The organism is Providencia huaxiensis (assembly GCF_002843235.3).
Taxonomy (GTDB): Bacteria; Pseudomonadota; Gammaproteobacteria; order Enterobacterales; family Enterobacteriaceae; genus Providencia; species Providencia huaxiensis.
This window is the reverse complement of sequence record NZ_CP031123.2, coordinates 820,487-838,736: the sequence shown is the minus strand read 5'-3', so window position 1 is coordinate 838,736 and position 18,250 is coordinate 820,487. Positions and strand designations below refer to the sequence as shown.

Sequence of the window (18,250 nt, the reverse complement as noted above, 5' to 3'; positions counted from 1 at the left end):
AATTAGCTTAGATAGCAGTTACGTTAGCAGCTGCTGGGCCTTTTGCACCGTTTTCAATGGTGAATTCAACTTGCTGACCTTCAGCCAGAGTTTTGAAACCATTGCCCTGAATGGCAGAGAAGTGGACGAAAACGTCTTTGCTACCATCAGCTGGAGTGATGAAACCGAAGCCTTTAGACTCGTTGAACCACTTAACTTGACCTTTCATTTTGTCGGACATTTGACTTTTCCTATATAACATCAAAAAAACTTGCCTTTTGGCATATACGGGCCAGAGTCAACTATTTAATCAGGGAAACACCAAGATGAAGCGTCACGGTCAAAGGCTATCTGTGATAACTTTTTTCTTTAGAACACACTAACTCAGTAATCATACATCAAATAGGACTGCTAAACAGGCCGATACTCATTAACTCATGACTTAAAGATAATAGCAACTATTTTATACGAGCAAACCTGAAAAATATGCCGTTTTTTCGATTACATCACTTTTATCGACTATAACGTTAACAAAATCGTTGCATTTAGTTGATAATTTAAAGAAAACTTTAATTTAAAAAGCCAGCAACTCACTCTATGTCAGTAAGAATTATCTGATACGATGACAATCTGTGTAAATATTTTTTTTAACTGATATATAACAATCTCAATTGCTCGTGATACCCTCCTAGTATAGATATCTGACAGAGAGTTATACACATGGATATTATCAAACAAATACTCGTCGAAGATTTGGATACCATCAATAAACGTGAAAACCGTGATGGGAAACCTTATTTTAATAGCCAATTTCTTGCCAATCACCCTTATTTATGTGTCGGCATGGTTGCAGCTTATGTCCCTCTTGCCATTATTCTTTGGTATGCCCCTTATTTTGGCCCTTATTGGGCTCTGGGTATCACCATCCTCTTTATTGTGTTAGCCAGTGTGCTACTTTTTGACATTAAGCCTGTTTATCATTTTGAAGATATTGGTGTGCTAGATTTACGTGTTTGTTATAACGGGGAATGGTTTGTCACTGAACCAGTTTCTGATAATGCAATAAGCAAAATTATTGATTCACAAGATGTTAGCCCTGCTATCAAACAAGAAATATCACGTTTAATTGCTTTAAAGGGAATGATTTCATTTTATGATATCTATCACGTCGCTTATCCTGAAGTTTCTCCGCAATTACCTAGCACACTTGCGGCTCAAAATTAATTCAATATCAATTAACTAGAGTAAAACTTCATCATAATGTGCAGTGAATGAACAGTTAGATATTTTTTCTGTTTTTATGATTGACAGCCTGAGATGATATCGTTAATATTCGCCTCGTTCTCAGGAACAAGCAATTCCTCCATAGTTCAGTCGGTAGAACGGCGGACTGTTAATCCGTATGTCGCTGGTTCAAGTCCAGCTGGAGGAGCCAAATTTAAAAAGCCCGCTTAATGCGGGCTTTTTGCTATCTGTCTTTACTTTCTGTTTTTGCTCTCTGTTTGATATATCCCTTACTACTGCACTGCATTGAAGCATTCACCTTTATTATCAATAGTCCCCTAGCATCTTCTATAAGCCGCATAATATGGGCAAAACCATCACTTATTGGGATAGATAATCACCAAATCGATTACTTAACACTCACTTGGCTGTTTTTTTCGTTTTTATGCTTTACAACAGTGAACAGGATGGGTAATATGCGCCTCGTTCTCAGGAACAAAGCAATTCCTCCATAGTTCAGTCGGTAGAACGGCGGACTGTTAATCCGTATGTCGCTGGTTCAAGTCCAGCTGGAGGAGCCAAATTTTAAAAGCCCGCTTAATGCGGGCTTTTTGCTATCTGTATCTATCTGAAAATTTTACTTATTAATATTGCTCTGCTTACTACTCTTATTGTGTTTCCAAAGCAGATACTAAGCACCTACCATAAAAATAAAACGTTATTCTTTCTCTAGAAAAAATTGTTTAATCGTCTGGCGCAGCCATTGATGTGCAGGGTCTCTGTCCAACCTTGGATGCCATGCTTGCACGATGAATATCGATTCTAACTCCAAGGGAAGTTCAATCTCAACCAACGGCAAATTAACACTCTTTACCCCTTGCAGCACATGACGAGGGAGCGGCAAAATATAATCAGAGTTCATTGTTAGCATCATGGCTGAATGAAAGCTAGGTAAGGTCAACACAACATTGCGTTGTAATTGAAGGTCGCGTAATGCGTCATCAATTGGCCCAAGCGTACGCCCTCTGCGTGATACGCTGATATGCGGGAAATGTGTTAAACTTTCAGGCGTCACCTGCCCGATAATCGGGTGCCCTGGGCGAACTAGTGCCTGAAAAGTGCTGGTGAATAAGCTCTGAGCCTTAATTTCAGGGTGCCAATCTCGGGAAGAACCGATAACCAAATCTACCTTACCACTACGCAAAGAATCATCTTCTGTATCGCTTTCTGCGATAAAAACTAAACGGCTTTGTGGAGCGAGTTCCCTCAGCTTTTCTAATAACCCGCCTCCTAAAGCACCAATAAAAATATCATTCGCACGAATAACAAATGTTCTTTCTAATGTTTTTGGATTGAATAATTCGTCAGGATCAATTAGCGCTTCTGCTTGAGCAATAATATGGCTAAGTTGTTCTTTTAGTTCTAATGCTCTCGGTGTTGGTACTAATTTACGCCCCGCCCTGACGAGGATCGGGTCATTAAATTGCTCACGAATTCGCCCTAAAATTCGGCTCATAGCGGGAGCACTTAAATTCATTTTTTCGGCTGCCCCTCCTACACTTCCCTCTTCCAATAATAAATTCAACGCATAAATCAAATTGAAATCAATTTTTTGTGGCATTTATCCTCCTCGCCCCTTTGCAGCCCTCCTTATTAGTGGATTGCGTTTTATGCAATAATTTAATTACATCATTTCATTTTAAACAATTAAATAAAGTTTAGATACTACTGCTGAAAAATGACAGAACAAATTTTTAAATAGCAGGAGTTTGAAATGGTTGATGCGTCTATCACGCAACCCAAAAAAAACAAATGGATAGCCAGCGCGAGTGAGATCAGTGGTCGCACATGGATGGGGCTATTTGGTGTTTTTTTAGCGGTAATGGCGAGTGGCGTGGGAGAAAACGCCAGTAAATTCGCTCTAGGCGATATTCAGGGCGCAATGGCATTAAATATCGATACTGGCAGTTGGTTAATCACTTGTTATGTAACCGGTTTTGTAATTGGTTCAGGATTTACGCCTTGCTTTTGGCCGACATTCTCACTACGTCGTGTGGCTCTTGTTATGTGCTCTATTTATCTGATTGGCGGGTTAATTACACCATGGCTTGGAGACCATTATGCCCTTCTATTGACAATACGTAGTTTACAAGGCTTTGCTGGCGGCGCTCTCCCACCGATGTTAATGACGGTAGTGCTGCGTTTTATGCCTCCGCTTATTAAAGTTTTAGGTTTAGGGGCTTATGGCTGGGTTTCTGCCTGGAGTGCTACTTTTGGTGCCACTGCAGCCGCTTTTGCCTTCCACTGGGGATGGAGTGGATATTTTTATTGGAATTTGCCTCTTATGGCGATAGCCACCATCTGCATTGGCTTTGGTTTGCCGCAAGACCCTTTACGCTTAGAACGACTCAAACAGTTTAACTGGCGAGGTTTACTTCTGGGTGGAAGTGCTCTTGCCATGCTCACTGTGGGGATTTCTCAAGGGGAACGCCTTGATTGGCTAAATTCATCATTAATTTATGTTTTATTAATTGGTGGCCTTGGCCTATTAGCCCTGTTTTTGATAAACGAGTGGTATCACCCATTACCCTTTTTCAATTTACAGTTACTTGGCAAACGAAACCTGTCGTTCTCATTAATCACCCTGGGTGGTGTGTTGTTGATTATGGTTTCTTTGGTGAATATTACCTCTGGCTATTTATCGGCTATTCAAGGGTATCGCCTAGAACAAACCTCAGACATGATGCTATGGGTATCGCTTCCACAACTCATTACGCTCCCTATCATTGCCATTATTTGTAATACCCCAAAAGTTGATTGCCGTTGGGTACTCGCCATGAGTTTACTTTTGATGGCAGCCGCTTGTGTTCTCGCATCGCAGCTGACTCCTGATTGGAATGGCGACAACTTTAGAATGATTTCCCTCTTGCAAGCCGTAGCACAACCCATGGCCGTCATTCCGCTGTTGATGATGGCAACAGGTGGGTTATTGCCCACTGATGGCCCCTTTGCTGCGGCTTGGTTTAATGCCGTTAAAGGTTTTGCGGCAACGGCTGCTGGGGGAGCAATCGCCCTGTTAAGCCGCCAGCGAGGCGATTTCCATTCGGGCGTGATTGCTGACAGCTACGGCAGTACTTATCGCGATACTGCCACAAACTCTATCGGTGAACTCACTAAACTCGCCTCAAACCAAGGGCATGTTTTAGCTAGCTCAGACCTATATTTGCTAGTTTCTGGTTTGGCACTGTTATTAACCGGGCTAATTTTAGTGATGCCGACTCGTATTTACCCACCGCGGTCTGTTGCCGCTGCTTAGTTATTGATTATCAGGAAATTAGAATGAGTAAGATCAAATTAAAAATTAATAAAAATGTCGCTCTGGCTATCACCGCTATTGCTGTTTTGATGGGAGGGTTATTAATTAATAAGTTCGCGATTAAAAAAACCGCCCAAAATACCAATGATGCCTATATCCGTGCAGATATCTCGCGTATTTCACCACAAATTTCAGGCGTAGTGACCGAAGTTCTCGTACAAGATAACCAATGGGTTAAAGAAGGTGAATTATTAGCCGTCATTGACCCTAGAGAATTCACGGTTGCACTTTCTCAAGCGGCTGCACAAGAGCAATCCGCTCGCGCACGTCAAGATGATGCAAAAGCCAATTTAACACGTCAGCAAGCCTTGATCGCTGCAGCAGAAGCCCAACTACAATCGGCAAAAGCTGAACTGCAATTTGCGCACCAAGAAAAAATTCGCTACCACAAAATGGCAAATACCGGTGCTGGCTCACAACAAGCTGCACAACAAGCAACCACACGTGTACAAACAATGACAGCAAGTGTTGCACAAGCCGAAGCATCATTAAAAGCAGCCAAAAATATGTTGCAAGTATTAGAAGCAAAACAGGCCGATAGCAATGCTGAATTGACATTAGCACAAGCTAAAAAAGAGATGGCCGAGCTTAACCTCTCCTACACCCGTATTACTGCGCCCATTGGAGGCATAATTGGTAAAAAAAGTTTGCGTGTCGGTGAGTTTGTCAAGCCAGGTGATGCCTTAATGGCCATAGTTCCCCAAAACAAGCTCTACATCATCGCGAATTATCAAGAAACTCAATTGGAAAATATTACTCACGGCCAAGTTGTTGATATCAGTATAGACACCTTCCCAGGGAAAATATTGAAAGGCTATGTCGACAGTATTGCGCCAGCGTCTGGTGTGAGTTTCTCCCCCGTTGCCCCAGAAAATGCGACAGGTAATTTTACTAAAATTGTACAGCGTATACCTGTAAAAATTATTTTTGATAGCAACGCCGACCACGCTGCGATGATGGATGCATTACGTGTGGGCATGTCCGCAGATGTCACCATTAATACACTGGATGGGAGCCGCTGATGAACAAAACTGGGCTACCACACAGAACTCAGCAACTTTGCCCACCGAATGGTGGGTTGTTTTAAATTTATCAATGAACGGATGGCCCCAAAACCTCGCTGCTTGCCAAAGGGGATTGGAAGAAAGGGGAATCTAACTTTAAGAGCGCTATTTAGGTCGCTTATTAGGAAATAATCATGATTAATAATGTATTGTTAGCGGTCGACAGCTTTGAAAATAGCAGTAATGCCCTTAGCTTTATGCAACGCATGGCTGGCTGCGTCAGCAATGTCATTGTATTAACTGTTGTTGATAATACCTTTGCACTAAGCCGTACTGGATTAACTAAAGAGAGTGATGAGTGGGATGAATACCCTGCCGCGCAAAAAGAAGAAGCTTTGGCACAAAAACAGTTAAAAGAAGTCACAACCGCCTTAAACAACATGGGGTTTAAAGCCGAAGGGCTACTCGCGGCGGGTACACCTATCAATACCATCCCCAAGAAAATGGAAAAGTATAATTGTGAGTTATTAATCATTTCTCATCGTCATCTTTCTTCACTTGGGCGCTGGCTTAATACCTCGGTGACTCGTAGTTTACTCGACGATATCACCCGACCCGTTCTCGTCATTCCACTGTAGATATTTCTGGTAAATAATATCCAGCTATTACCCAGTGGTTAACCGCAGTTAGCCACTAAAATCAAAATAATATACAGCCCATCAACACAGATTTGTGACACGCCTTTCGTTAGTGTATCGCTTTGATTTATCACCTCTAGCCTATTTTCGATCAAACTTCCGACAGTTCGCACAGATAACAGGCAAACAAACATTTTTTTCGCTATTCTCCTTTGACAATACAGTAAGAGAAAGCTAATATCCTCTGCGTACCAAGGAGTTCCTCCATAGTTCAGTCGGTAGAACGGCGGACTGTTAATCCGTATGTCGCTGGTTCGAGTCCAGCTGGAGGAGCCAAATTTTAGAGAAACCTGCTTAAGGAAACTTAAGCAGGTTTTTTGCTATTAAACGATTTGAATAATTAACCTATTTACGTCTTTTGCACGATCTGCCTCTGAAATACGCTATAATCGCGATTTCTCATAGCTATTTTTTCACTTTACCTTTATCATTCTATTCCGGCTTGAGCACTCGCTCATCATTCACTCTTCCCTTATGGAGCCGGTTTAATGACAACTGTAACTACCCTAACGATCCGCCGCCCTGATGATTGGCATGTTCATTTTCGCGATGATGATATGTTAAAAACGGTCGTTCCCTATACCAGTGAATTTTTTGGCCGTGCAATTGTCATGCCGAATTTAGTTCCGCCAATCACAACGATTGAAGCCGCAAAGGCTTACCGTGAGCGCATTCTAAACGCAGTTCCCGAAGGGCATCAATTTACCCCTTTAATGACTTGCTACCTTACTGATAGCACAGATCCTACTGAAGTCATTCGTGGCTTTAACGAAGGGGTATTTACGGCCTGTAAACTCTACCCGGCTAATGCAACAACTAACTCTAGCCATGGCGTATCTGATATTAAAAAGATTTACCCCGTATTAGCAGCAATGGAAGAAGCAGGAATGCCACTGCTTATCCATGGTGAAGTCACTGCAAGCCATATCGATATTTTTGACCGAGAAGCACTGTTTATTGAACAAGTTATGTTGCCACTACGGGCACAGTTTCCAAAACTGAAAATTGTTTTTGAGCACATAACCACCAAAGAAGCGGCTCAGTATGTCCAAGAAGCAAATGAATTTACAGCTGCAACTTTGACACCTCAACATTTAATGTTTAATCGTAACCACATGTTAGTTGGTGGTGTAAGACCGCATTTATTTTGCTTGCCTATTTTGAAACGAAATGTGCACCAAGAAGCACTACGTGCAGCCGTTGCTTCAGGGTGTGAGCGTTTCTTCCTCGGTACCGATACCGCACCACACATACAGTCACGTAAAGAGTCTTCCTGCGGTTGCGCTGGAGTCTTTAACGCTCCTACTGCATTAGCGGCTTACGCAAGTGTTTTTGAAGAACTCGGGGCTTTAGCACATTTCGAAGCTTTTTGTTCATTAAATGGCCCTAAATTCTATAACTTACCCGTGAATGAAGGAACCATCACGCTAACTAAAGAGCAAAATATCATTTGTGAATCGATTGACTGCTGCAATGATAAATTAGTTCCTTTCTTAGCAGGAGAAGACGCTCGCTGGACAATTTCTCTGGGCCAGTAGTGAACACGTCAATGGGAAGTTAAAATGACTTCCCATATCATTATTAGCTAAGTAGGATAAAAACATAATTTACCGACTTAGCATGGCCAATTAAAGATCAATAAATTGATTTTCCTTGTGTATTTTCACAATTGATGACACTTGCCGACGAACATAATGATTCACTTTATGCATTTTCTGTCATATAAACAAAAAAAATGTTTTATTTGCTTTATTATTGGTGAAATCTCCTTATACTGAAAGTGGACTCATCACGAGATCATTGCTCTTAGTCAGTTATAGATATTTATTATTTATCACGATGTTTGATTAGGAGGTTTATATGAATAAAAAAAATGATGTCATTCAAACCCACCCAGTAGTTGGCTGGGACATCAGCACAGTCGATGATTACGACGCTATGATGTTGCGTTTGCACTACCTCCCTGAACAAGATAAACACACAGGTGACGCTATTGTGGATAAAACCATGTGGCTAACGACTGATGTGGCTAAACAACTCATTCATATTCTCCAAGCTGGCGTAGACAAGATAGAGTCAGGTGAATATGTCGAGCTTGGTTTTAAAACACACTAGGGAAATAAATGGATATTAGCGTCACTAATATCCATTTATTTATATATTCATCCATATGGGTAATTATATATCCTTATATAATTACCTTATCAATTAATTAATAATTTGCAATTGTAAATAAGAACACTATTTATTGTTTTTATTAATCCTTGGTTGACTTCTCTATCAATTCCAATTTATTGTAAGATATCTTCTTAAACAAGGATGTTCCAATGCGAATATTAGTTATTGATGAATGTTATTATACACGTCTTGGCATTACAGAATATTTATCCAAAAATAAAAAACTCGAATTTATTAGTACAGGATGTATAAAAGAAGCCATTGGCTTTATAAACACAGAACTACCAAGTATTATATTAGTGAATCTTACATACTATTGTAATTACTCTAATTACTGCCCTATCCTACAGCAGTTATTAAACAATGCTAATAATACACGTTTTTATATTTATATAAATGCCCCTTACCCACAAACAAACAACCCATTACTATTAAAAGATAATTATTTCATCCTATCAAAAAGCATTATTATTCAAACGCTTGATAGAGTTATTCAAGACCATGAGCAAATCGAAAAAATTACCAAACTTGCTAATAATATAGATTCATCCATTTTTACAATTAAAGAACAAAACATTATTAATAATTGGATGAATGAGACGCCTAATCATATTATTTCTCGAAAGTTAGGGATCAGTAACAGTACTGTTTATTCACAAAAAAGGCATATAGCCTCGAAAGTTTTCGTCAAAAATAGAATTGAGTTATTTTTTATATATAATGTATTTAAATATTTATATTAAAAATGTTTTAATTTAAATTGACTGAAACAAAACTAAAAGGCCTGACTCCGTTTAAATAGCGAAATCAGGCCTTGCAAACCAGTCAACAAAAGTGTCCATCGTTATAAAGTCACTCTAACTGCTGACGGGCCATAAATTTTAGTTCTATGATTTTATATCTTTATTTTCAATAGCGATAACTCGAGGTTTTTCTTCATCCGGGATTTCATATTCAATATCCAGAGTTAGTAAACCACTAGATAACTCAGCACTTTCTATCTTCACATTTTTACCGAGGTTAAACTCAAGGGAAAACTTACTTTGCGTTATTCCTTGATGGATCCATTTCTCAGAATCATTAACTAATTCTGCTGATTGCTCACCTTGAATATACAATTTCCCACCTTTTAGGGATACGCTTAAGTCCTCTTCCTTATAACCTGGAACACTAACCGTTAATTGATAGCTTGTTTCATTTACTTGTTTTAAATTATACGGATTCTCTGAAGTTAAAGGCCTATTACCTGTTAGCTGGCTAAACAAACGATCCATTTGGTCAAATCTGTTAGAAAGTAGGCTATCGGATAATGTTGGGAATAATGAAAAAGATCTAATGTTAGACATAATTTCTCCTTCAATATTTTTATATCAATCTAAACACGTACGACTATGCACCATTACCTGTGTACCTAGTATGGGATAATGCTCTTTCTTGGTGCAATTCTTATATAGTGCCAGTTACGCGTATTTCAAGCCTTAAATTACACTTCTTTACAAAATGGCGTTACCAGCTGCAAACCATTAACAAAAACCCCATGAATTTCATACAAAATGCATGGGGTATAAGCAACGTGATGACATCGAATGAAATAAATTTTTTATTTCAATTAATTTTATCTTGCTCTAATCAGCCCTAATTATAGGGCTATCTTATTATCGAGAATATCAATAACTAGTTATCTTTATTTAATAACCCATCGGATAAACGGTGACGTGACTTATTAAAGATTTTATTACTGACTTCACGACCTGCACGGCGTGCCCGTTGTTCTTGCTCTGGAAGTTTCATTTCTTCTGTGCAAGATGAACTGCAACAACCTTCATACTTTTCTGCGCAGCTAGGGCATTGAATGAACAACAAATGGCAACCATCGTTACGGCAATTGGTATGCGCATCACAAGGAGCCCCACATTGGTGGCATTGTGCTAATGTGTCCTCTGTAATACGCTCACCCATACGGTTGTCAAAAACAAAGTTTTTCCCTTTGAACCGTAGAGGTAGGCCTTGTTCTTTCGCCTTACGTGCATATTCAATAATCCCACCTTCAACATGGTAGACATTTTTGAAGCCGTTATGCAGCATATAGGCACTGGCTTTTTCACAACGGATCCCACCAGTACAATACATTACAACGTTTTTGTCTTTTTGCTCTTGCAGCATTTCAACCGCCATTGGCAGTTGCTCCCTAAACGTATCTGACGGTATTTCAATTGCATTATCAAAACGCCCTACTTCATACTCATAATGATTTCGCATATCGACGAAAACAGTATTTGGGTCATCAATCATCTCATTCACTTCATGAGCTTTTAGATATTGCCCCGTATTTGCTGGGTTAAATGTTTCGTCATCAATACCGTCAGCTACCACACGCTCACGGACCTTCATGCGCAGCACCCAGAACGATTTACCGTCATCATCAATCGCAATATTTAAACGTAGGTTTTCTAATGCAGGGTCTGTTGCATAGATAAGTTCGCGTAATGCGTTCACATTGGATTCAGGCACACTAATTTGGGCGTTAATACCTTCTTTGGCAATATAAACACGCCCAAAAACGCTTAATGATTTAAATTGTTGATACCATTGATTGCGAAATTCGTTTGGGTCTTGAATAGTGAAATACTTATAAAAAGAGATTGTGGTACGAGGCTCAGTTTCAGCCAACATACGCTCTTTTAAAATTTTATTTGAAACTTGATTATGTAACACTGGCATGGTGTTCTCTTTTCCTTTGTAACGAGTTAATTTCTAAAGCAAAAATCGGATGGTGTCCACGAAGTGGACACACTTGACCATTATTAAATATTATCGCTGTTATTTTGTTAATAAAAAACCCTTTATTTACAGGGTTATTGTGATGAAAGTATTAACCAATCGTTTAGATACCATTTTCAATCATCAGCGGATATTTTTCTTTTTAGTTTGCGCTTCGTTATGTTATAACATTTTTTTGATAAAACAATTTAGCTGACTGAATGATGCGATTTTTTCCTTTCTATTTTTTATTTCTGTTTATGGTTGCTCCACACGCAGCGGCACACCCTCATAGTTTTATTGAGATGCAAATTTCCCTTGAAAGTAAACAAGATAAATATTCAGGGATTAGCTATGTTTGGAAAATGGACCCAATGACATCAGCGGATATCGCATATGAATTAAAAGGTATCAAACCGGATGACCCGCGTTGGAAACAGCAAGAAGCTATTATTATGGCTAATGTGTTGATGCAGGATTATTTCACTGACTTTTATTATCAAGGAAAGAAAGTCAGCTTTAAACGTATTCCTGATAGCTATCATTTAGAAAAAGATGGCTTTTCTTTAGTTTTTTTCTTTACCGCTTCCTTTATGCAGCCCTTGCCTATTACTGGTTCCCACATAGAAATTCAAACTTACGACCCAACTTTCTACGTCAGCATGACTTACCCAAATAAACAGCAAATTCACCTGCCTTTAGATATTGCCGCAAATTGCCAGATGGAACTACAAGAAGCAAATGTCACCGACTCAATGCGCGCCTACGCTTTTTCCTTAGATAAAATTGATAACCCAGAAGAAGATTTGGCACTTGGCAAACAGTTTGCACAACGGGTTGATATTCAATGTCCATAATGCCTTTACGCACACCAAAATTAATAATCACTGCGCTGTTTATGGGGCTTACTACCTATGCCGCTTGGCAGCTATTTACCCACTGGGGATCATGGCTACAACTTAGCTTTGCTTGGCAAAAACAGTTAAACCAAGGGCTATCTTACCTATTACAAGAAACCACTTCTCGCCCATGGTATGCAGGCGGGTTACTGGTGGTTGCTAGTTTTGCTTATGGCTTTTTGCATGCCCTTGGCCCGGGACATGGAAAATTAATTATCACCACTTATATTGCAACTCAAGCGACTCATTTAAAGCAGAGTGTTATCATTAGTTTACTAGCCTCACTCTTACAAGGGCTTGTTGCGATCACTTTAGTTTCCTTAGTCTTGATCCTATTCCAACTCTCTACTAAACATCTCAACCAAGCCAGTTTATATGCCGAGCAAACCAGTTATCTATTTGTCATTTTGCTAGGTGGTTATTTATGCATCAGCGCACTGCGTCGTAGCTGGTCAATCCGCAAATCAAAACACTTGGCGCCACTCACGATAAAAAGCATTCAACCATTGAATTCTTCAACGAAAACAATAAGTAAAACAAAAGTCCATAGCCACTCAGACAACTGTGGCTGTGGACACCAACACGTTATCCAATCCCATCAATTGCAATCCAGTTTTAAAAGTAAGCTATTGATTATCTTATCGATGGGTATTCGCCCTTGTTCCGGGGCAATTCTTGTATTGCTGTTTTCTTATGTCATTGAGGTATATGCGTGGGGGGTTATCGCAGCCTTAGCAATGGCTATGGGGACTGCATTAACTATTTGTTTAATCGCTATTTTTGTTCATTTAATGCGTGATAATGCCGTTCGGGTATCACGCTTAAAAGGAAAGTCACTTTCCCCATATTGGGCAATCACACTGAAAATTTTGGCAGGTCTTTTATTTATTTTGATGGGCGTTTTGATGTTACAGAGTATTGGCTTAGAACAATCGGTTTCCCCGCTGTTGCGATAAACCATTAAAAAAGGGAGGGCTCCCCCTCCCAGGCATTTGCCGAAGTCACGGTGCAGTAACACCGTTTTATGCGCAATGTCAACTGCTTACTACTTATTACAACTTCCAACTATTACAACTTCCAATTTTATTGCCAACTACCAGATGGCTAATGATAAAGCTATGCAGGTCCTCATCACTAACCATCCTTACTACTTCATTTAACCAATTAACTCAATGCGAGCAGGTAAGCCTTGGCGAACTGATGCCCCCGAGACCCAATCTAACCACGTGTTGGCGACTTCACGCGTTGGGTCAGCGAACCCAAGGTCATTTAAGTTAATTCCTGAGCCATTTGCCGCATTCATTGGCATTGGTTGGCCATCAAGATAATGCTGCTTCGCCCCCATTTCTGTGTGTCCATAGCCATGTTCAATTGCCAGCACACCAGGCATTACGCCATCAAGAACACTCACTTGGGCTTCAGCATGGCCACCCGGAGTGGTGATGCGGATCCAATCTCCATGTGTTACCCCCATTCTCGCAGCGTCATCCGGGTGGATAGCAACAAGGTTCGTCGGTTTCACATGGCGTAAACGTTCAATAACAGTCGTTGAACTGCTCATGACATGGGATTTAAATGACATCAGTTTCAACGGCCACTCTTTTTCTGGGAATACCGTATTCACATCATCGCCATTTGCCATACGTGGTGGATAATAGGTCGGGCAACCACTATAGCGCTCACCGGTTATAGCATGGCGGTTAATTGCCACCGTTGGGTTCCAAATTTGTAGGCCTTTTTTCCACTGAGGGCCTGTTGCATCGCCATCCCATGCTTTTTCATAAGGTGCAAAACGACCACCGCGTGTGAAAATATAGGCAACACGACGCACTTCTTCCGGTTTTAAAGTCCGCGTAATAGCCGGTAAAATGCGCTCCACGCCACTGATTTGGATATCTTCTGTTGCGGCTTCAGGGACTGGTTTTTCCCCTAACCATGCCATATTGGCAGCCACTCTTAAGTAATAGTCTTCCGCTGTATTGAGTGAATGCATGTTGCCATCCATGTCCTCAATCACGTTATCGCCAAAGCCTGGTAAATTAAGTTCTTTCGCTACAGCGATACAGAAACTTTCCATCGAAACCGGCTGGCCATCCGCGGTTTTAGCTGTACGTGACTCAACAATTGGCCAACGTGCCGTACTGGCTTTGACCTGCACACCAGACCAGGGTGCGCTGAACCCCCAACTTTCGAAATTATGGGTATCCGGCACAATATAATCTGCTAATGCCGTGGTTTCATTCATAAAGGCATCAATACCAATAATCAGCGGTAAATGTTTTGGGTCTTTCAGTTTTTCTTCCATCACCTGACGAATACCTGCGATACCGTATACAGGGTTAGTCATATTGGTGATCCACGCTTTCAGTGCGTAGGGGTACCCCATCAAGGCAGATGCTAGTTGCTCGGTCAGTTGGCCTTTCGCAAACGGGTACCAAGGCGCTTTTGCAGGATATGGGCTTTCACCTGCCGCTTGGCGCGCTTTGAATTCATCTGACTTTTCATACACTTCATTACTGCGCGATAACACCACACCCTTAGGTTTCACTTTACCTTTATAACTGGCAATTTTATAACGTGGTCCATCGTTTTCCCCGTTGAATTTACCGCCACCAACAGAGACACCGCCTTTTAAGTTTAAGTTACCAATCAATGCGTTAAGCATGATAACTGACCATGCAGTGTAGAAACCATTACCGCCCATCATACCGCCATGGGAGATAACCGCGGCTTTTCTATCATAAGAAGTTAATGCTTTACCGAGTGATTCAATGGTTTTTACTGGAACATGGCAACGCTGGCTGTACTCTTCCAACGTCATACGGTTTGCCGCTTCTTTTAAACACTGGAAGCTGGATTTAACGGTCACTTCACTGCCATCGTGCAAGGTCACTTGGCGTGTCACAAACAGCTCAGCCGTAGGGGCTTCATCCGCCAGTTTTAACTCACCCGCAGCATCTTGCACTAAATAGGCTTTCTCATTGTCACCTTCTCCTGTGATATAAGAAGAAATTAACAATTTGCCTGCTAATGGGTGGTTATCATCCGTAATCACTAAATGGGTTGAGTTAGTCCAGCTTTTCTCCCCCGCTGCTTCCATGGATTTTTCACTTGGCACGCTGAGGTATTTTGCATTATAACGCTCATTTTCGATGATCCAACGGATCATCCCCATCACTAACGCGGCATCAGTGCCCGGTTGCACCGGCACCCAGTGACCGTGGTCATTCGCTAAAGTCGTCGTTAATGGTAATGCAGGTGAAACCACCACATAGTTAAATGAATCGCGCAAACGCGCTGTCGCTAACTGGCGGCCTTGGCGCTTAAATGGGTTACCTGATTGCGCAGGCGATGTGCCGAGGAACAGAGCGAAGCGGACATTATCCCAATCAGGTTTAACGTGGGCATTTTTGTCCAAATCATCCATCAGTGCACCGGAGCCAGCACGGTAAGCCAGTCCACAATAAGAACCGTGGGCACCGAAGTTTTTACTACCAAAGGCATTTTGAGCAAAGCGGCGGATAAAGCCATCACGGCCGTCATCACCTGCGTTGGTCACTAATAATTGGTTAGCTTTTGGGCCTAATTTAGGTTGAGATGGGTCTAAAGGCGTTTCTAAATCACGAATTGCCCGTAAGCCATCCACGTGCCCTTCACCAAATAGATCGCCCCCTTCAACCACTTCTTTAATTAATTGTTCAAAGCTGATGCGCTCCCATTTGCCTTCCCCACGTTTACCAACACGTTTCATCGGCTCTAGAATACGCAATGGGCTTGTTAAGCCTTCCATTAACGTCGCACCGCGAGCACAGGCAGTAGAACGGTGCTCGAGGCCTGACTCACCGCTCATTTTGTTAAATGCGGTTTTCAGCGGCATACCATAAGGAAAGTGCTCTTCATGGGAAAGTGGGTGATAAGGGTTCCCCGCAATACGCAATACTTCATTTTTTGCTGTATCGACACGAGCACGAATACCACACTGAGTCCAACAACCAAAACACTGTGTCATCGCAACCACTTGTTCTGGATTTTCTTGCCAGCCTTTCAGCGCCTGTCCTTCAGGGCGTAAAGAGTTACCATTGATGCGATCAAGAGTGACTTTACCTGACGTACCATTAACCAGACCATCGACTGCACGTTTGGCAACATCACGGTAGCTTGCACCAAATAATGCGATACCACCGACAACCAAACCACCTTTAAGCCATTGACGTCTTGAGAATTTAGCCATGTTGCACTCTCCTCGCAAACCAGCGAACACCTTCACGAACAATAATTGTTAACGCAATCCATAAACCGAATGTACCGACGATAGCCAGTAATCCATCTGTTCCCAATGGGAAATGGTATGGATTGGCGATAATGTTATATTTTGGAACCGCTTGAACTTCCATCAGGAAAATCCAACGTAACGTCCAAGCAAAAGCCATTGAAACTAAGGCTAAAATAGTGATATATGGGATGGAGCGAGTCGCTTTTAAATTACTGACGGACATCGCAAAAGTGATTACCCACAATGCACAAACTCCCATCAACATCCACCACCCAGGGCTTGCTGTATCTAACTGTTGGCGCACGGCAATACCTGAAGTCGTATCACCTGAGAGCCATAGCGCAAAACACACGGCGAACAGCAATAATGTCACCACTTGGAAGCGGGCTAAGCGATTTTGATATTGAGGTTCACGGCGTGCCCCTAAACCAATCAAAGCAGGTAAGACTTGTAGAGCACTCAGGAACATCAATACGGGTATCCACCAGCTATACCAAATTGGACGTGCATTTAACACTGAGGCTTCACGGCCGGTATATAACAATAAGCCGATCGCTGAAAGCGCAGCCAGCAAGGCTACCCAACGCGTTGCTTTAAACTCTTTTTTCCAAATCAGTTTCACCACTAACGCGACAAAATATAAACCAATAAATGTGGTGAATAATGGTAGTAACACAGAGCCCCACCACATCCAAGACCACATTGTTGGATGTGCGTAGAAATGCCATACCCTTGCGGTTTGGTGTAAATCTGCGGTTAATGCTAACGGGGCAGTGATCCCCATCGTGATAGCAATAAATACAGAGATCATCTCTAAGCGGCTGTTTTCAGGTTTGTTTCTCCAATGAAGGTAACAAGCGTACAGTACCGCACAAGACGCAATTCCAATGAAGAAGAAATATTGTACCGCCCAAGGAAGCCAGAAGAACTCTTGTGGCTGAGCCATAATTTCTGAAATATAAGTCACTTGGCCATTCATCAGAACACCTCCTGCCATAATGCGGGCTGCCCTTTGCCTTGCAGCGGCTGTACGAATGCATCATCTAAACCAATATAGAAAACTTGTGGTAAGGTGCCACTTTCCGGTTTGAGTACTTTAATTTCAGCCTCGTGCTCCGTCAGCATTTTACGAATTGTACTGTTAGGGTCTTTTAAATCCCCAATAATACGTGCGCCACCCACACAGGATTCAACACAAGCTGGCAATAAGCCCACTTCTAAGCGATGAGCGCAGAATGTGCATTTATCCGCAGTTTGGGTAGAGTGGTTGATAAAACGCGCATCGTATGGACAGGCTTGCACACAGTAAGCACAGCCAACACAGCGTTCGTTATCAACGACAACAATGCCGTCTTCCCGTTGGAAAGTCGCTTGAACCGGACACACAGGAACACAAGGAGGGTTATCACAGTGGTTACATAAACGAGGTAACAGCACATTAGTGACCCCTTCTTCGCCTTTCACTGCGACTTGATATTGATTCACTGTCGTTCTAAATTGGCCTTGTGGCGTTTGGTTTTCAACCGAGCAGCTTACTGTGCAGGATTGGCAGCCAATACAGCGGCGCAAATCAATCAACATTCCATAACGTTTTTCTGGGTTGCCTTCTCGGCGTGTTGGGGAAAAATTGAGCCCTGCTTCTGCGATGGGAATTAATGATGCCCCCGCAGTTACGGCTCCAATTTGTTGTAGAAATTTTCGTTTACTCAGATCCATAATTGGCTCCAGTATTGACATTGCTAATGCGAAAATAAAAGTTATTAATCAATATGTTATTTGTATTACATGCGTTATTGACAATGGGTACAGTCTCGTTAAGATAACCATTGAAATTGTTATTTCTCTTTAAACCAGTTGGG

16 protein-coding genes and 3 tRNA genes are annotated in these 18,250 nt (G+C 41.6%); 12 read left to right on the top strand and 7 right to left on the bottom strand.

The genetic code is table 11. From position 1 onward, the window contains the following. Positions 1-7 precede the first annotated feature (7 nt). Positions 8-220, bottom strand: coding sequence for a transcription antiterminator/RNA stability regulator CspE (gene cspE, locus CYG50_RS05210; protein ID WP_004909801.1), 213 nt, complete (start codon positions 218-220; stop codon positions 8-10). Between the two features lie 479 nt (positions 221-699). Here cspE and CYG50_RS05205 point away from each other — a divergent pair, with 479 nt between their 5' ends. The 3 genes from CYG50_RS05205 (at position 700) to CYG50_RS05195 (ending at position 1,784) form a co-directional block, all read left to right on the top strand. Further along, positions 700-1,203, top strand: a complete 504-nt coding sequence (locus tag CYG50_RS05205) for a YlaC family protein (RefSeq protein ID WP_102139563.1) — start codon at positions 700-702, stop codon at positions 1,201-1,203. Between the two features lie 135 nt (positions 1,204-1,338). Then, a tRNA-Asn gene (locus CYG50_RS05200) sits at positions 1,339-1,414 on the top strand. A gap of 294 nt (positions 1,415-1,708) precedes the next feature. Continuing rightward, positions 1,709-1,784 (top strand) — tRNA-Asn (locus CYG50_RS05195). 137 nt (positions 1,785-1,921) lie between these two features. Here the strand turns inward: CYG50_RS05195 and CYG50_RS05190 are convergent. After that, on the bottom strand, positions 1,922-2,824 hold the full coding sequence (locus CYG50_RS05190) for a LysR family transcriptional regulator (RefSeq protein ID WP_102139562.1): 903 nt from the start codon (positions 2,822-2,824) through the stop codon (positions 1,922-1,924). 153 nt (positions 2,825-2,977) lie between these two features. Between CYG50_RS05190 and CYG50_RS05185 the strand changes: the two genes are divergently transcribed. From CYG50_RS05185 to CYG50_RS22975, 7 genes are all read left to right on the top strand, one after another. After that, entirely contained in the window at positions 2,978-4,519 is a 1,542-nt protein-coding gene (locus CYG50_RS05185; RefSeq protein WP_102139561.1) for an MFS transporter, read from the top strand. A 23-nt stretch (positions 4,520-4,542) separates the two neighbouring features. Further along, on the top strand, positions 4,543-5,601 hold the full coding sequence (locus CYG50_RS05180) for an HlyD family secretion protein (RefSeq protein ID WP_102139560.1): 1,059 nt from the start codon (positions 4,543-4,545) through the stop codon (positions 5,599-5,601). Between the two features lie 176 nt (positions 5,602-5,777). Further along, positions 5,778-6,221: a universal stress protein gene (locus CYG50_RS05175; RefSeq protein ID WP_102139559.1), complete on the top strand. Its 444-nt coding sequence runs from the start codon at positions 5,778-5,780 to the stop codon at positions 6,219-6,221. 260 nt (positions 6,222-6,481) lie between these two features. Further along, positions 6,482-6,557, top strand: a tRNA-Asn gene (locus tag CYG50_RS05170). 212 nt (positions 6,558-6,769) lie between these two features. Next, positions 6,770-7,819, top strand: a complete 1,050-nt coding sequence (gene pyrC / locus CYG50_RS05165; protein ID WP_102139558.1) for a dihydroorotase — start codon at positions 6,770-6,772, stop codon at positions 7,817-7,819. A 322-nt stretch (positions 7,820-8,141) separates the two neighbouring features. After that, entirely contained in the window at positions 8,142-8,396 is a 255-nt protein-coding gene (gene bssS / locus CYG50_RS05160) for a biofilm formation regulator BssS (protein ID WP_004909784.1), read from the top strand. 212 nt (positions 8,397-8,608) lie between these two features. Further along, complete coding sequence (locus CYG50_RS22975; protein WP_181489862.1) at positions 8,609-9,202, top strand: LuxR C-terminal-related transcriptional regulator; 594 nt, start codon at positions 8,609-8,611, stop codon at positions 9,200-9,202. Between the two features lie 144 nt (positions 9,203-9,346). Here the strand turns inward: CYG50_RS22975 and CYG50_RS05150 are convergent, their stop codons facing one another. Both CYG50_RS05150 and trhO read right to left on the bottom strand, forming a co-directional pair. Beyond that, positions 9,347-9,805, bottom strand: coding sequence for an Hsp20 family protein (locus CYG50_RS05150; protein WP_102139557.1), 459 nt, complete (start codon positions 9,803-9,805; stop codon positions 9,347-9,349). A 328-nt stretch (positions 9,806-10,133) separates the two neighbouring features. Continuing rightward, the gene (trhO, locus tag CYG50_RS05145) at positions 10,134-11,180 is read right to left on the bottom strand and encodes an oxygen-dependent tRNA uridine(34) hydroxylase TrhO (protein ID WP_102139556.1); all 1,047 of its coding nucleotides are present in this window, start codon (positions 11,178-11,180) and stop codon (positions 10,134-10,136) included. A gap of 260 nt (positions 11,181-11,440) precedes the next feature. Between trhO and CYG50_RS05140 the strand changes: the two genes are divergently transcribed. Further along, a complete protein-coding gene (locus CYG50_RS05140) occupies positions 11,441-12,076 on the top strand; it encodes a DUF1007 family protein (protein WP_102139555.1) in 636 nt (211 codons plus the stop codon). Then, positions 12,067-13,074: a nickel/cobalt transporter gene (locus tag CYG50_RS05135; protein WP_232368194.1), complete on the top strand. Its 1,008-nt coding sequence runs from the start codon at positions 12,067-12,069 to the stop codon at positions 13,072-13,074. The genes CYG50_RS05140 and CYG50_RS05135 overlap by 10 nt, the downstream gene beginning before the upstream one ends. Positions 13,075-13,274: 200 nt before the next feature. Here CYG50_RS05135 and ttrA read toward each other — a convergent pair whose 3' ends face one another. From ttrA to ttrB, 3 genes are read right to left on the bottom strand one after another with little or no spacing between them, the layout of a single operon-like run. After that, positions 13,275-16,349 (bottom strand): tetrathionate reductase subunit TtrA, encoded by a 3,075-nt coding sequence (gene ttrA / locus CYG50_RS05130; protein WP_102139554.1) that lies wholly within the window; start codon positions 16,347-16,349, stop codon positions 13,275-13,277. After that, the gene (ttrC, locus tag CYG50_RS05125; RefSeq protein WP_181490169.1) at positions 16,342-17,370 is read right to left on the bottom strand and encodes a tetrathionate reductase subunit TtrC; all 1,029 of its coding nucleotides are present in this window, start codon (positions 17,368-17,370) and stop codon (positions 16,342-16,344) included. Before ttrC ends, ttrA begins: the two co-directional genes overlap by 8 nt. Continuing rightward, positions 17,370-18,107 carry a tetrathionate reductase subunit TtrB gene (gene ttrB, locus CYG50_RS05120; RefSeq protein WP_102139552.1) on the bottom strand — a complete coding sequence of 246 codons (738 nt, stop codon included), beginning with the start codon at positions 18,105-18,107 and terminating at the stop codon, positions 17,370-17,372. The genes ttrC and ttrB overlap by 1 nt, the downstream gene beginning before the upstream one ends. Positions 18,108-18,250: the final 143 nt, after the last annotated feature.

Excerpts from the sequence above, each read along its gene's own strand:
- CYG50_RS05190 (WP_102139562.1), bottom strand. The coding sequence starts at position 2,824 with ATGCCACAAAAAATTGATTTCAATTTGATTTATGCGTTGAATTTATTA.
- CYG50_RS05175 (WP_102139559.1), top strand. The coding sequence starts at position 5,778 with ATGATTAATAATGTATTGTTAGCGGTCGACAGCTTTGAAAATAGCAGT.
- CYG50_RS05150 (WP_102139557.1), bottom strand. The coding sequence starts at position 9,805 with ATGTCTAACATTAGATCTTTTTCATTATTCCCAACATTATCCGATAGC.
- CYG50_RS05185 (WP_102139561.1), top strand. The coding sequence starts at position 2,978 with ATGGTTGATGCGTCTATCACGCAACCCAAAAAAAACAAATGGATAGCC.
- cspE (WP_004909801.1), bottom strand. The coding sequence starts at position 220 with ATGTCCGACAAAATGAAAGGTCAAGTTAAGTGGTTCAACGAGTCTAAA.
- ttrB (WP_102139552.1), bottom strand. The coding sequence starts at position 18,107 with ATGGATCTGAGTAAACGAAAATTTCTACAACAAATTGGAGCCGTAACT.
- CYG50_RS05140 (WP_102139555.1), top strand. The coding sequence starts at position 11,441 with ATGATGCGATTTTTTCCTTTCTATTTTTTATTTCTGTTTATGGTTGCT.
- ttrC (WP_181490169.1), bottom strand. The coding sequence starts at position 17,370 with ATGAATGGCCAAGTGACTTATATTTCAGAAATTATGGCTCAGCCACAA.
- pyrC (WP_102139558.1), top strand. The coding sequence starts at position 6,770 with ATGACAACTGTAACTACCCTAACGATCCGCCGCCCTGATGATTGGCAT.
- CYG50_RS05180 (WP_102139560.1), top strand. The coding sequence starts at position 4,543 with ATGAGTAAGATCAAATTAAAAATTAATAAAAATGTCGCTCTGGCTATC.
- CYG50_RS05135 (WP_232368194.1), top strand. The coding sequence starts at position 12,067 with ATGTCCATAATGCCTTTACGCACACCAAAATTAATAATCACTGCGCTG.
- bssS (WP_004909784.1), top strand. The coding sequence starts at position 8,142 with ATGAATAAAAAAAATGATGTCATTCAAACCCACCCAGTAGTTGGCTGG.
- ttrA (WP_102139554.1), bottom strand. The coding sequence starts at position 16,349 with ATGGCTAAATTCTCAAGACGTCAATGGCTTAAAGGTGGTTTGGTTGTC.
- CYG50_RS05205 (WP_102139563.1), top strand. The coding sequence starts at position 700 with ATGGATATTATCAAACAAATACTCGTCGAAGATTTGGATACCATCAAT.
- trhO (WP_102139556.1), bottom strand. The coding sequence starts at position 11,180 with ATGCCAGTGTTACATAATCAAGTTTCAAATAAAATTTTAAAAGAGCGT.
- CYG50_RS22975 (WP_181489862.1), top strand. The coding sequence starts at position 8,609 with ATGCGAATATTAGTTATTGATGAATGTTATTATACACGTCTTGGCATT.